General features: G+C 68.9%; 11 protein-coding genes. 8 read left to right on the forward strand and 3 right to left on the reverse strand.

Annotation, left to right across the window (positions count from 1 at the left end):
• Positions 1 to 496 precede the first annotated feature (496 nt).
• Genes ACLARN_RS08185 through ACLARN_RS08195 form a run of 3 tightly spaced genes read right to left on the reverse strand, consistent with a single transcriptional unit; the run spans position 497 to position 3,199 of the window.
• On the reverse strand, positions 497 to 1,267 hold the full coding sequence (locus ACLARN_RS08185; RefSeq protein ID WP_409490674.1) for a recombinase family protein: 771 nt from the start codon (positions 1,265 to 1,267) through the stop codon (positions 497 to 499).
• Entirely contained in the window at positions 1,264 to 2,214 is a 951-nt protein-coding gene (locus ACLARN_RS08190; RefSeq protein ID WP_409490675.1) for a DNA methyltransferase, read from the reverse strand. Before ACLARN_RS08190 ends, ACLARN_RS08185 begins: the two co-directional genes overlap by 4 nt.
• Positions 2,207 to 3,199, reverse strand: coding sequence for a hypothetical protein (locus ACLARN_RS08195; RefSeq protein ID WP_409490676.1), 993 nt, complete (start codon positions 3,197 to 3,199; stop codon positions 2,207 to 2,209). Before ACLARN_RS08195 ends, ACLARN_RS08190 begins: the two co-directional genes overlap by 8 nt.
• 552 nt (positions 3,200 to 3,751) lie before the next feature.
• Between ACLARN_RS08195 and ACLARN_RS08200 the strand changes: the two genes are divergently transcribed.
• The 8 genes from ACLARN_RS08200 to ACLARN_RS08235 all read left to right on the forward strand — a co-directional run bounded on the left by ACLARN_RS08200 (position 3,752) and on the right by ACLARN_RS08235 (position 14,220).
• Positions 3,752 to 4,729: a hypothetical protein gene (locus tag ACLARN_RS08200; RefSeq protein ID WP_409490677.1), complete on the forward strand. Its 978-nt coding sequence runs from the start codon at positions 3,752 to 3,754 to the stop codon at positions 4,727 to 4,729.
• Positions 4,720 to 5,226 (forward strand): pilin, encoded by a 507-nt coding sequence (locus ACLARN_RS08205; RefSeq protein WP_409490678.1) that lies wholly within the window; start codon positions 4,720 to 4,722, stop codon positions 5,224 to 5,226. Before ACLARN_RS08200 ends, ACLARN_RS08205 begins: the two co-directional genes overlap by 10 nt.
• 3 nt (positions 5,227 to 5,229) lie before the next feature.
• Positions 5,230 to 7,212, forward strand: coding sequence for a hypothetical protein (locus ACLARN_RS08210; protein WP_409490679.1), 1,983 nt, complete (start codon positions 5,230 to 5,232; stop codon positions 7,210 to 7,212).
• Positions 7,209 to 8,411, forward strand: a complete 1,203-nt coding sequence (locus tag ACLARN_RS08215) for a PrgI family protein (protein ID WP_409490680.1) — start codon at positions 7,209 to 7,211, stop codon at positions 8,409 to 8,411. The genes ACLARN_RS08210 and ACLARN_RS08215 overlap by 4 nt, the downstream gene beginning before the upstream one ends.
• Entirely contained in the window at positions 8,408 to 10,318 is a 1,911-nt protein-coding gene (locus ACLARN_RS08220) for a VirB4 family type IV secretion system protein (RefSeq protein ID WP_409490681.1), read from the forward strand. Before ACLARN_RS08215 ends, ACLARN_RS08220 begins: the two co-directional genes overlap by 4 nt.
• Before the next feature lie 137 nt (positions 10,319 to 10,455).
• Complete coding sequence (locus tag ACLARN_RS08225; protein WP_409490682.1) at positions 10,456 to 10,653, forward strand: hypothetical protein; 198 nt, start codon at positions 10,456 to 10,458, stop codon at positions 10,651 to 10,653.
• Positions 10,654 to 10,805: 152 nt separating this feature from the next.
• The gene (locus ACLARN_RS08230; protein WP_409490683.1) at positions 10,806 to 11,633 is read left to right on the forward strand and encodes a GP88 family protein; all 828 of its coding nucleotides are present in this window, start codon (positions 10,806 to 10,808) and stop codon (positions 11,631 to 11,633) included.
• Positions 11,634 to 11,715: 82 nt separating this feature from the next.
• Positions 11,716 to 14,220, forward strand: coding sequence for a type IV secretory system conjugative DNA transfer family protein (locus tag ACLARN_RS08235; RefSeq protein WP_409490684.1), 2,505 nt, complete (start codon positions 11,716 to 11,718; stop codon positions 14,218 to 14,220).
• Positions 14,221 to 14,259 lie beyond the last annotated feature (39 nt).

Below are 14,259 nucleotides of genomic sequence, written 5' to 3' on the forward strand. Positions count from 1 at the left end.
TGAGCACTGCCCGTAAGGACCGCCCTCCCTGACGTGGTTGCCAGCCGTCGGGATTCTCGCTGCTTCCTTGGTGTTCTTGCGCCTGATCGTCGCCGTATGGCTTGTGCGTGTGGCACTTCGGAACAGCAGCAATCGACAAGAAAGGAGAGCGGTAGCACTTATGGCGTTCCGCATGTTCGTTCGTCGTGACGTTGAGACTCGCGCGGTCGACAAGGAACCCCCAGAGGCCAAGAAGTAGGGCCACTGGGGATGCGGAAGTCGTGGGTGCGTCCGTAGCCGCTGTTGTCAGATGTCGATGTTGCAAGTGGCCGGGCCAACGGTCCGGCCACTTTGCGCGCAACGACGCGAACAGCGTTGTCTCGGTGCCAACAGCGTTCTGTAGGCAGTCCCGCGACGGCGCCCGCCGGCCAGAGAGTGGAGGCCCAGTTCGCCCCGGCGCTCGTCGCCGCGTAACCGGCGAACAGGACAACGGCGGTGTGGGTCCATCGGCGGGTGTTCATGCCGCACTCGGCGAGCAGTCGGCCGGGTTCGCCGCGCCAGGCGGATGCTCGGCGGGGCGAGGCTGGGCGCGACGGAAGGTGCGCTCGTCGACCAGCGGCTCGTGCACCTTTAGCGCGGAAGTGACCCACTGCTCCACCGGCACCGGACGGCCGGCGACGGTGCGGGCCCAGACTTGGTGCCCGGTGTACTTGGCGTTGGTGACGATTCGCCGGACGGCCTTCGCGGTCCACCGCCCGTTGGGCGTCGGGGCTGGGTACTGACGCGGGTCACTGTTGAGGCGTGACGCGATGACGGCGAACTTCAGGCCGTGGTCGGCACGCCAGATGAAGATCTGTTTGACGACCGCGGCGGTCTGCCAGTCCGGAACGAGAACCGCGCGCAGCCGACTGTGTCCGCGCGGGTCAGTGACGCGGATACGCAGGGCGCGGTAGCCGTAGGGCGGCGGCCCGATCTGGTAGCCCGCGCGGACGAGTTCGACCATCGCCTGGCGGGCCCGACGAGTGGTCTCGACGTGGTGCGCAGCGAGCACGGCCCACTGGATCCGGTTGCCACGGGCATCGACCAGTTTGCCCTCGCCGGTCCCGTCGTCGGTGTCGACAGCGGCGACTCCCGACCAACCTGTCCACAGGTTTGTCCACAGTCGGGACCACCACGGTGGACAGGTCGCGGCCACCGGTGTGCCGGTGCAGTGGTGGCGGCCGGCGGCGCGCTTGCCGCGGAACTTGGGGTGCCAGCCGCACTCGCGGCAGTACAGGCGGGTGGTCATGCTGCTCGCCTCCAGCCGGGGTACTCGACGCCGTTGACGGCGGGCCGGATGACGTCGTCCTCGGGCGACCACGGGATGCCAGCTACCGCAGCGGCGGAGAGTTCGGCGTCGTGGGCGAGTTGGAAGACGAGCACCTCGCGGTGCGCGGTAAGAGCGGTCGACGTACCGGCCGCGCGTGCTCGGGCGACAGCGCGGCGTTCGGAGAGCGAGGCGTGGGTGACCAGTCGGTTGCCGCGCAGTCCGGCGGTCAGCGCGACGCACCGGTCGACCGGTGCCAGGCCAGCGGCAGTCGCCGCGGACAACAGCGGCGTGGTCAGGTCGACCAGCGAACCGTCCGGATGGCGGAGAGGTCGCGTGACGACGGCGAGGTGTCCGCCGGAGCGCAGCAGCGGCTCGCAGTAAGCCAGCGTCGCGACGAGTTCGGCGATGGCCGAGTCGGGGTCGCGGTCCGGACTCGGTGCGCGGTCCTTCGGGTTCTCGGGTGCGGTTCGCAGGGAGGTCAGGACGAGTCCGACTCGGCCGACCAGTCCGGCGGCGCGGATCGTGGCGAGCACCTTCGGACGTGCGTCGAGGACCGAGCCATCGCGCCAGGCACCCGCGGTCTTCGCGGCGGTGATGTTGGCGCGGGCGAGCGTCCACCACCGGGCGCGGGCAGTCAGCCCGAGCGCGTGACGGCTGGCGCGCAGCGCCGCGGTCAGCACGGTGCCGGCCCCGCAATCAGGGTCCAGAACGAGGTCGCCGGGACGGGTGTACGTCGCGATCGCGTAGGCAGCGACGGCGGGCGGGATCCGGTCGATGTCGGCGTCGGTGCCGGGCACGCAGCCGCTGTCGCGCAGCTGCGCAGCAGGGTCGCGCTGCCCGGTCGGCCAGACCGACAACGGTGGAACAGGTGGCTCCTCCCCCGGTGGCAGGGGGAGCGGCCAGGGCGACGTGGGACGGTCAGTCATCGGAGGTCTCCTCGCCGTCGGCCGTGCCGTTCGGGGCGGGCTGGTTCGTGAACACCAAGAGGTCGTCGTGCACCTGGGTGTGCCTGATGGAGGTCGTCGACCATCCCGACGGAGCCGGGGAACGATCACCCGTCGCCGGGGTGGTCACGGCGAGCGCGCCGTCGCGGACGGGCACGCGCAGCAGCGCGATGCAATCGAGGTAGCGCAGTCCTGCGTGGTGCGCGGCGCGCACGAGCGCGCCGGCAGGGTCGGCGAGCCGACCACTAGAGCGGTCACCACGAGTGACGACGGCGAGAGTGCCGGTCGGGGTGAGCAGACCGGTCCAGTCGGTCGGGCAGAACCAGTCGAGCGTGTGCGGTTCAACCGCGGTGATGATCAGGTCGTAGCGGTCCGGACCGTGGCCGGTCGCGGCCGAGTCCGGTCCGGGACGGCGGTCCGCAGACGGTCCGACCGGGCCGCCGACGGACGGACCTTCTGTGGTCGGTCCGGGTCCGGACTCCGACTCGGCCGGGCCATCGACGGCGTGCTCGCCGATCGGGTCGGGGTGTGCGACGGCGGTCTGGGTCTGGATGCCGCGGCCGAGTCGGACCACGGTCCAGCCTGCTTCGTGCAGCCCCGCGTACGGGCCGGGCCAGGGCCGGTTGCGGACCGCCGCCGTCGGCCACGACGCGGGCGACGCGAGGTACGGGGTGGGGTCGAGCAGCAGCACCCGCTGGCCGGGCTGGGTGTAGTTGGTGACGATCTTGATGACCGCGGTCAGCAGCCAGTTGGCGAGCAGGCCGGTGCCCTCGCGCAGGTCGTCTTGACCGCATGGCCAGACGGTGCTCGGCCGGGCCGGGCGGGGATGGCGCAGCGCGAGGCGCAGGGTGCGTAGGCGCGGCGTTCGCCGCACGTGCCTCACCGGGATCGGGATGGTCGGGGGGTCGGTGTGGCCGTGCTCCTGGGAGTCGCCTCCTGGGGAGCTGTTGCCGTGTGTCGGGGTCATCGCGGGTCTCCTCCGACGGATGGGTGCCGTGTGTTCTGACGCCCCTTAACTCCGTTTTTCGCCCTCGTTTTGGACACATCGAATTGAATTTCTTTGGAGCTGACGAGGCCCGCCTGGATGCGACGGGAAACTGGTTGTCCAATTGCACCACAGGCTCGACAAGTGATGCTGCGCGGCGATATCGGCGCACGCTCCGCAAGTCGCCATTCTGGACGGACCTTGACCAGATTTTCCAGATTTTCTCGACGCCGTTGTTGATCTAGCGTTGCGCCCGGATCCTCAGTCCCACCAGAGGAGTGGCGGATACCAGTGTCGTACTAGCGCGCGACTATAGGTGCAGCTCATCGGCTACTAGTGTTGATCAGCGCCTGGCGGCCGACACACGACGGTGTCAATCTTGCTGGGCGGCATGCGCGACGCGAAATAGTAGCCCACTAGTAGCCCTGGAGCGCTTCGCTAGTTGAGTCCTAGTAATGGCGTGGTATTTCGCTGGTATCGATCGTGGCTTCCTGACGTCGTTGTTGTTCGAATCGACGCAGTGGGAGTCACGACATGGCAGCACAATCTGTTTTCCGTCGCGGCGGCGACGAGGCTGTTCCGAACTCGTTGGATATCGCGCGGGACACCTTTACCTGGCTGGTAACCGGGCCTCATCCGGTGTCGCTGAATGGCGGGCTCTTCCCAGGGCTGCCCAACCGGCGCATCCCGCTGGACGAGGTCCGTGACCGGCTGCTGGCGCGCCAGTGCCCGCAGGCGACGCGGGACGCTGTGTGGGCGCACCTGGTGCTGCGCTCCCGTATAGAAGGTGCGACCTGGACGGTCGCCGCGGTCGGGGTCGCGCTGCCCGCGCTGACCTCCGTCGCGGCCACCTTGACCAACCGGTTCGCCGGCGATCCAGCCGACGTTCACGCCGAAGTTCTGCGCGGCTTCCTGACCGCGCTGTCGACCATCGACCTGCGTCCGCCGCGGATCATGCTGCGCCTGCGATGGGAGGCATACCGGTCTGGCTATCAGGCCTTGGAGGAAGCGCTCTCAGGTCCGACCCCGGTCGCGCCGGGCTTCCGATCCACTCCGCCCCATGCGCCGTGGGGGCACCCGGATCTCGTCCTCGCTCGCGCGGTCGCGGACGGAGTCCTGACCCAGACCGAGGCCGCGTTGATCGGCGCGACCCGGTTGGAAGAGGTGCCGGTCGCAGACTGGGCCGCGCAGCACCAGATCGGCGAGTGGGCGGTCTATAAGGCGCGCAAACGCGCCGAGCTCCGACTCGCCGCGTATCTGCGCGACCGCGTCGCCGAGTCCGATCCGACGGACCCACTGACCGACCAGGTAGCCACCGCGGTGGCCCTTGCGCGGCCGATCACACCGGCCCGCAACCTTCCACGGTCGTCACTGTCCGTGCCAGTTTCCGAGGTCGAGTCAGCGCAGAAAGTTCAGGATCGTGTGTCCAAAACGGACGCGAAATCCGGAGTTCAGGGCTGCGGGACACACCCGCGCTCAGCCCGACTTCCGGAGGTGCCCCGATGCGCTTGAACGATCGCACCACTACGAGCGGGCCGTGTAGCGCCCGCCTCGACGACCATCCGCAGCCGCCGGCCGAGACCACCTCGGCGAGCGCGCCGGAGGAGACCACCAGCAGCAGCCAGCCGACCAGCACTCCGATCATTACGTCGGAGGACTGGACTCCGGTGCGACGGCGCCGCTGGGCGCACATGGCCGTGATCGTCGAACTGGCGGTTCTCGCGCTGCTGGTGTCGGCCTCCGCGGCGCACGCCGACACCATGGTGCTCGCCATCGCCGGTTCGGTGACCGACGTCCTGAACAACGTCCGCAACTGGATCATGGGCATTTTGGCCGGCCTGGCCACCGTGTTCCTGTCCATCGGCGGCGTGCGCTACGTGGTGGGCGGCGGCGATCCCGGCGAGGTCGAGAAGGCCAAGACGGCTTTCAAATCGGCGGGGTGGGGCTACGGCTTGGCTGTGTTGGCGCCGCTGGTCGTGGAGATCCTCAAAGGGATCGTGGGGGCCTGACCGATGGCCGCCAGCACCCCGCCCACGGTTCGCCCGCACCGCCAGTCCGGCGGCCCGGTCGCCACCGCTGCCGCCACGGACCGAGCGATGCTCTCCCCGGTCTCCGACGCCAGCACCCACCGGCCGCCGACCGGCCGGCCGCGGCGCTACGGCGCGGGCTGGATGCTGGCGCTGAGCATCACCGTGCTCCTGTTCGGTGTCCTCACGGTCAGCGCCTCAGCGCAGCCGGCCGCACCGAACCCAGAACCTTGCTCGGGGCCCGAGCCGCGGCCGATCCCCTGCGCCCCGGCTCCCACGCCGATGCAGCCGACGTTCCCGGCGCCGACCACTCCAGGCCAGCCGACGACGACTCCGAGCCAACCGTGTATCGGTGAGGACTGCATCCCGCAGCCGACGACACCACCTCCGAGCACCAGCCCGCAGCAACCCGGAAACGGCAATAGCGACGGTGACTCGGACTGCGGGATCACCGACATCGACGCGTGCATCACCGAAGCCATCACCTCGGCGTTCCAGGGCGTCGTCGAAGCCGCACTCTCCCCAATCCTGGATCTGATCGGGCACACCGCGCTGTCCACCCCGACGATCAGCGACCTGCCCGGCATCGGCGAACTGTGGAACAACTCCTGGGAGCTCGTCCTCGCTCTCTACGGCTTCTTCATCCTCGGCGGCGGCATCCTGCTGATGGGCCACGAGAGTGTTCAAGCGCGCTACTCGATCAAGGAGATCGGGCCCCGGATCCCGATCGCGTTCCTGGCCTCAGCGCTGTCGCTGTTCTTCGCCGACAAGTTCATCAGGCTGGCCAATGCCCTGACCTTGGGTGTGCTCGGCGACGGGGTGAACGCGCCTTCGCTGGGCAACACGCTCAAGGACGCCGTCGCGGGCATCAATACCGGCGGACTGTTCATCGTCCTGGTCGGCCTGGTCCTCCTGGTTCTCGGTCTTGGCCTGTTAGTCGTCTACGTGTTCCGGATCGTCGTCATCCTGGTTCTGATCATCAGCGCACCCCTGTTCTTGATGTGCCACGCCTTGCCGCACACCGATCCGCTGGCGCGCTGGTGGTGGAAGGCCCTCACCGCGACCTTGGGGATCCAGCTCGCTCAGGCGCTGGTGCTGATCACCGCGGTACGGACATTCCTGTCCAGCGGCGTGAATCTGTTCGGCTCGACGCTGTCCGCACTCGGCACGCTGATCGCCGCGATCGCGTTGTTCTTCATCTTGTTCAAGATCCCGTTCTGGCTGTTGAAGGCGATCAAGGTCGGTTCCGGCCGCTCGTTGCTCGGCGGGCTGGTTCGCGCGTACATCGCGGCGAAGACCTTCGGCATGGTCGCCGGCAAGGCCGGTGCGTTCGGCAAAGCCGGCGCCGCCGTTGGCGCGAAGTCCGGCGGAGGCGGCGGAGGTAGCCGCGGCAGCGGTGGCCCGGCGCGCTCGCCATGGCCTGCTCAGCGGCGCCCAGCGCCCACCCCGGCGATGGTCAACAAGCGGCTCCAGGCGGCCCATGACGCCGAGCGCGCCCGCGCGGCCCGCCAGTCGCGGCTGCCCTCGCAGGCGCCGCAGTTCCTGCAGCCCTCACCCCAAGAAACCACCCACGACTCCGCCGTCACTCCGGCGAACCAGGGACCAACCATGCCTCCCGAATTCAGCTCCGCACCCACCCCAGCCACACCCATTGCACGCCGAGGGCCGCAGCCTGGATCGGCGCCGCAGTTCCAAGCCGCGAGTGGCCCGCGTCGACGCGGCGCCGCTCCGCCGCCAGCCCGCCCGATCCGTGTCGCATCGGTGCCGCCGCAGCTGCGGTTCCAGTCGGCCACTCCGCCCACAGCGCAGCCCACGAGTCCCGCCAAGCCGCCGTCCGGGCCCGCCGCGCCGGTGTTCCGGCAGGTGCAGCCCGAGCCTCGCATCGGTGACGCCTACCGGCGCACGCAGTCCGTTCCGCCGCCGATGTTCCGTGCACCGAAGCCTGCCCCAGGAGGTGAAGGGAAATGAGTCAGCCGGTAAGGATTCCCGCCGACGTCGATCGCGAGGATCGCGTCATCGGCCCGCTGACCGCGCGGCAGCTGCTCATCCTCGCCATCACCGGGATCGTGCTGTACGGGACGTACACGATCACCCGCCAGTTCGTCCCGGTCGCGGTGTTCCTGATCGTGGCCATTCCGATCGGGGTGACCGCCGCGTTCCTCGCGCTCGGTCAGCGCGACGGCATCACCCTCGACCGACTGGTCCTGGCCGCGCTCCGGCAGCGGCTGAGCCCGCAGCACCGGGTGGCCGCGCCCGAAGGAATCCGCCCCGCCCCGGAGTGGCTCAACAACCAAGTCAACGCCGCCAGCAAGGCCAGCACCAAAGGGAAGGAGAACGCGGGCACTGCGGTGTCGCCGTCCGCGCTGCGGCTGCCCGCCGAGGCGGTCACGGAGACCGGTGTCATCGACCTCGGCAAGGACGGCGTCGCCGTGGTCGCGGTCTGCTCCACGATCAACTTCGGCCTGCGCACCCCGGCCGAGCAGGAGTCCCTGGTCGCCAGTTTCGGGCGGTACCTCCATTCGCTCACCGCGCCGGTGCAGGTGCTCATCCGCGCCGAACGGCTGGACCTTTCCGGCCAGATCGCCGAGCTCCGCGAGCAGGCCGGAGGACTGCCACACCCGGCACTCGAACGGGCGGCGCGCGAGCACGCCGACTACCTCGACCAACTCGGCCGCGCCACCGATCTGCTGCGCCGCCAGGTGCTGCTAATCCTCCGTGAGCCGTTGCTCACCGGTGCCCCGACCGACGGGCTCGGCGGCGCCTCGCCGCTGGCCGCACTGTCGGCGAAGCGCAGGGCCGCCAAACATTCCGGCCAAGTTGACGACGCCACCCGGCGGGCCGCAGAGGCCCGGCTGGTGCGTCGCCTCGGCGAGGCGGTCGAGCTGCTCTCGCCGTCGGGGAACACGGTCGTTCCGCTCGATGCCGGGCAGGCCACCGCGGTGCTGGCCGCGGCCTGCAACCCGGACTCGCTGATCCCGCCGAGCGCCGGGCTGGCCGGGGCGGACGAGGTCATCACCACCGCCCCGGACGAGGGCTGGGACGAGACCGCGTTCGGCCGCTCCGTGTTCACCACCGACAACGAGTTCCCCGAGGCCGAGGACGCCTGGGACGACGACGCCGAAGACCCCGACGACTACGACAACTCCACGGGGAGGTACCGCTCATGAAGACCAAGAACAAGCGCCGCCGCCAGAAGCCTCCGGCCGCGCAGCCGCCGCTCGGGCGGGCCGGCGCGTTCACCCCGGACGCCATCTCCATCCGATCCCGCGCGCTGGAAGTCGGCGGCGAATGGGTCTCGTCCTTCGCGGTCGTGGGCTACCCGCGCGAGGTGCACAACGGGTGGCTCCAGCCGCTGCTGACCTACCCCGGACGCGTCGACGTCTCGCTGCACATCGAGCCAATCGACCCCGTCACTGCGGCGAACCGGCTCAAGAAGCAGCTGTCGAAGTTGGAGTCCGGTCGCCGGCACACCAGCGAGAAGGGACGGCTGCTCGACCCCGCGGTGGAGGCCGCTACCGAAGATGCCTATGACCTGTCCGCACGGGTCGCCCGCGGCGAGGGCAAGTTGTACCGGATGGGCCTGTACCTGACGGTGCACGCCCCGACCGAGGAAGCCCTCGGCGACGAGGTCGCCGCGATCCGGTCGCTGGCGGCGTCGCTGCTGCTGGACTGCAAACCGACCACCTACCGGAGCTTGCAGGGCTGGATCACCAGCCTGCCCATGGGCCTGGATCTGGTGGGGATGCGGAGGACGTTCGACACCAGTGCGTTGAGCGCTGCGTTCCCGTTCACCTCGCCGGACCTGCCGCCACCCGACCCGACATCGGTGGGCGTGCCGACCGGCGTCCTGTACGGCTTCAACGTCGGCAGCCAGGGTTTGGTCCACCACGACAGGTTCGCCCTGGACAACCACAACAGCGTGATCCTCGGCCGCTCCGGCGCGGGCAAGTCGTACCTGGTGAAGCTGGAGTTGCTGCGCTCGCTGTATCGCGGGATCGAGATCCACGTCATCGACCCGGAGGACGAGTACGCCCGGCTGGCCGCCGCGGTCGGCGGGACGTATGTCCATCTCGGTGCCGAGCAGGTCCGCCTGAATCCGATGGACCTGCCGATTCATACGCGCCCGGACGGGCGCCGCACCGCACCCCGCGACGCGCTGATCCGCCGGTCACTATTCCTGCACACCGTTATCTCGGTACTGCTAGGCAGCGAACTCGAAGCGACCGAGCGGGCCGCGCTGGACCGCGCGATCACCGCGACCTACCAGCGCGTCGGCATCACCTCGGATCCGCGGACCTGGACCCGCCCGGCGCCGCTGCTAGCCGACCTCGCCGAGGTCCTCGCCGACACAGGCGATCCCGCCGGGGTCGAACTCGCGGCGCGGCTGCACCCCTACGTCACTGGCGCCTTCTCCGGGCTGTTCTCCGGGCCGACCTCGACCCGCCCCGAAGGACACCTGGTCGTGTTCTCGCTGCGGGATCTCGCCGACGAACTCAAGCCGATCGGCACCCTGCTGACGCTCGATGCGGTCTGGCGACAGGTCTCCAACCCTGCGATCCGCAAACCACGGCTGGTCGTGGTCGACGAAGCCTGGCTGCTGATGAAGGAACCCGCAGGAGCCGAGTTCCTGTTCCGCATGGCGAAAGCGTCACGGAAACAGTGGGCCGGCCTCACGGTGGCCACACAGGACACCGCCGACGTGCTCGGCTCGGACCTGGGCAAGGCCGTCGTCGCGAACGCCGCCACCCAGATCCTCTTACGGCAAGCCTCGCAAGCGATCGACGAAATCACCCGCACTTTCGACCTCTCCATGGGCGAACGACAGTTCCTGCTCTCCGCCGACCGCGGCCAGGGACTCCTGTCGACCGGAACGCAGAGGGTGGCCTTCCAGTCCATCGCTTCGCCGGTCGAACACCACTTGGTCACGTCCAACCCCGCAGAACTCGCCGAATTTTCTGACACCTCGCCGGAAATTGAGAACTCCTTTGTCGAACTCGACGCGGACGGCGAGCCTGCAATCGCGGACTCGTTCGACGACAACGGCGCTTCCCAGATCGAACTCGACGCCATATAGCACGACACCCAGCAATAGTCCACAACAAGCTAGTCCCATCAATTCGCATATTTAAGGAGTTAATCATGCGATCACAACGAATGCACAGTAGTTCATTATCCGACCGACGCGCACCAGTACTCCTACTTCGCCTGGGAATGTTCATTGTCCTGATCGCGGTTGTCGCACACTGGCCGTTCCAGTCCTTTGTGGTCTATCTCGGCATTGTCGCCCTGGTGTCACTTGGTGCCGCCGTCGAGATCTATGAGCGCCGCCGAGCCGCCAGGGGACTTAAGTCTGTGGTCACGCTGCCACCCGATGAAGATGCCGATCGCGACGCAACCGGATCACTCTGACAACGCGCTTCCACTTCGCACGAAGCCGGAACCTCGAACGGCTTCGACAGTGACAAGGCTTCGCAGCTCGAACTCGACGCCGCCTAACCATTCTCACGCAGCGTCGTACGCAACAAAACCAATTTCACCGACTCGCCACTCAGGGGATACCCATGTCTGCATCACAGCCCATATCCGGAGATGTTCGCCGTCCCGCTCGCCTGCTCACGCAGAACAGCGAGATGCGCCAGATCGGCGTGTGGAACTGGTCGCTGCCCGCGTGGGCCGGCCGCTTGCCTGACGGCCGTACCTTCAACACCTGTCCCAGCGCCGGAATCTGCGCGCAGGCGTGCTATGCCCGGCACGGCACCTACACGTGGCCAGTCGTGCGCGCCAAACACCAGGCGAACCTGATGTTCGTCCTGGACGACCTGCCCGGCTGGGAGACCGCCATGGTCACCGAGCTGGGCGCGCCGAAGTTCCACGGCGCCTGGATCAGGGTTCACGACAGCGGCGACTTCTTCAGCGACGTCTATTTGCTCGCGTGGCTGCGCATCTGCCGCGCGCGCCCTGACGTGAATTTCTATGCGTACACAAAGGAAGTCGACAGGTTCCGTCGCCTCACCGAACCGAACCCACCCGCGAATTTCCTCTGGGTCTACTCCTACGGCGGAACGCAGGACGCCGCCCTGAACCCGGTCACAGACCGAGTCGCCGATGTATTTCCCGACGAAGCCGCGATCGCTGCCGCCGGGTGGGCGTCGCAGGAAGCCAGCGACCTGCTCGCGGTGCTCGGCCCGCGGCTCGTCGGTGTCCCGGCCAATCGGATTCCAGCCTACCTCAAGCGGTTGGCCGGCCGCCGGTTCTCCGAATGGCAGGCCGAGGTCGACGCCGAACGCGCCGCCCGCCAGAGCCGCCGGCATCTCCGCCTGGTCGTCGACAACACCCGCCCTGCAGCCGACCGCGCCTCTGGGCAGGTCGACCAGCCGCGGGCGGCCTGACTCCGACCCGCCCTGTTCCGTCGCCACCTTTCGTTGGAGGTCCCCGATGTCCTGCTCGATCACCGCCGCACCTGTGTCCTCTATGGCCCAACCGCACGCCGACCCGGCGGTCGGCGTCCTCGCCTCGCCGGTCGGCGACTACCTGCGCGACCCACTCGGCGCGTTCCAGCACGTGCTGACCCACCTGCGCGACCTCGCGCTGACCTGGGGCCCAATCGCCGGGCCGATCCTTACGGTCGCCATCACCGCCGCGATCGTCGCGCGGCGCCGGTGGCGCCGCCGTTACCACGGGAAGCTGGTAACCGACTCCCGGCTGGTCACCGTGCTGGCGCCGCCGACAGTCGACCCGTCTGGGGCGATCACCGTGTGGTCCAACCTGGTCGGTCTGCTTAGGCCGGGCTGGCGGCGCCGGTTCAGCGGGCAGCCGCACCTCGGCTTCGAACTCTCGTTCACCGACGACGGCGTGCACATCCGGCTGTGGGTGCCCGGCCTCGTGCCACCCGGCATGGTCGAGCGCGCGATCGAAGCGGCCTGGCCCGGCGCGCACACCCGCACCACCCCGGCCAAGCCGCCGATCCCGCTCTCCGCTGCAGCAGGCCGACAGGTCGAAGCCGTGGGCGGTGAGCTGCGGCTGGCACGCTCGGAGGCACTGCCGATCCGCACCGACCACCAGGCCGACCCGATCCGGGCGCTGCTCGGCGCGCCGGTCGGACTCGGCCCGCACGAGCGCGCCTGCGTGCAGATCCTCGCCCGCCCGGTCGCCGGGCACCGGGTGACCAAGGCCCGCCGGGCAGCCCGGCGCGTGCACGCAGGCGGCTCGGTCAACCTGGTCGGCCGACTGCTCGACGCCATCACTCCCGGCAAGACACCCAAGCCATCGACCAGCACGCGGACGCCGCAGCTGGATCGACAGACCAGCCTGGAATACGGCGCCCAGGACCGGGCGGTCGTGGAGAAGCTGCGCGCCAACCAGTTCGAAACCCGCATCCGCTACGCCGTCGCCACCACCGTCCCCGACGAAGCGACGCCCGGCGAGATCCAGGCGGTGCGGGAGGTGCTGCGGGGCCGCGGGCACGCGATCGCCTCAGCGTTCGCCGCGTACTCCGAGCACAACTACTACCGCCGGGTCCGGCTCCGCCACCCGGTCACCGTGCTGGCCGACCGCCGGCTCGGCAAGGGCGATCTGCTCTCGATCCCGGAACTGGCCGCGATCGCGCACCTGCCGATCGACGAAGCCGTACCCGGTCTGCAGCGGGCCGGCGCGAAGGCCGTGCCGCCCCCGCCCGGCATCGCCACGACCGGTGACCTGATCAAGCCCCTCGGGTTGTCGGACTCCGGGCACTCGCGCCCGGTCGGCCTGCACGTCGCCGATGCCCGCCACCACCTGCACATCCTCGGCGCCACCGGCTCCGGCAAGAGCGAGCTGATGGCCCGGATGATCCTCGACGACGCCGAGGCCGGCCGCGCCGTGGTCGTGGTCGACCCGAAGGGCGACCTCATCTCGGACATCCTGATGCGGCTGCCCGAGGAACTCGGCGAGAAGGTCGTGCTGTTCGACGCCGACAGCAAGAGCCGCCCGCCGGTGCTCAACCCCCTGGAAGGAACGGACAAGAACCGCGCGGTCGACAACCTCGTGTCGATCTTCTCTCGGATCTACGCCTCCTCCTGGGGGCCGCGCACCGACGACATCCTGCGCGCCGGCCTGCTCACTCTGACCGCGATGCCCGGCACGCCGACCCTGAACGACCTGCCCAAGCTGCTGACCGTGCCGGCATTCCGGCAACGGGCCTGCGACCAGATCGACGACGAGGTCCTCAAGGGCTTCTGGTCCTGGTACGACGACCTGTCCGACGCCTCACGTGCGCAGGTGATCGCGCCGCTGATGAACAAGGTCCGCGGGTTTCTCCTGCGCCCGTTCGTGCGCGCCGCCATCGCGGGCGGAGCCTCCACAGTGGACATGGACGAGGTGCTCAACACAGGCGGCATCTGTCTGGTCCGGATCGCTCGCGACGCCTTGGGTATGGAAACCGCGCGACTGGTCGGCTCGATCGTGGTGGCGCGTACCTGGCAGGCCGCCACACGCCGTGCCCGCGTCCCTCAGCGGAAACGCCGCGACTGTGGGTTGTACGTGGACGAGTGCCACAACTTCCTGAACCTGGCCTATCCGTTGGAGGACATGCTCGCCGAGGCCCGTGGCTACAAGCTTTCCATGACGTTGGCGCACCAGTACCTCGGCCAGCTACCGAAGGAGCTCGAAGAGGGCATCAGCACCAACGCTCGGTCGAAAGTCTTCTTCAACGCCTCTCCGGAGGATGCGAAACGGCTCGCCCGGCACACCATGCCGCGGCTGGGTGATCACGACCTGTCCAACCTCGGCGTCTACCACGTCGCCGCCCGACTCGTCCTGGGTAGCGAGGAAGCACCGCCGTTCACCGCGGTCACCGAGAAACTCCCACCCGCGATTCCCGGACGCGCCAAGGCAATCCGCAAGGCAGCGAAGATCAACACACGCCCACCTGTAGCCGCCCCAGAGAACGCGTCGAGCCGGTCTAGTCAGCCCACTGTGGATCCACGCCGAGCGGCGTAGTCCATCGTTTCTGTTCTCCCGCAACACATGTGGGTCACC

Source organism: Amycolatopsis sp. cmx-11-12, from assembly GCF_046269425.1.
In the GTDB taxonomy this organism is placed as follows: domain Bacteria; phylum Actinomycetota; class Actinomycetes; order Mycobacteriales; family Pseudonocardiaceae; genus Amycolatopsis.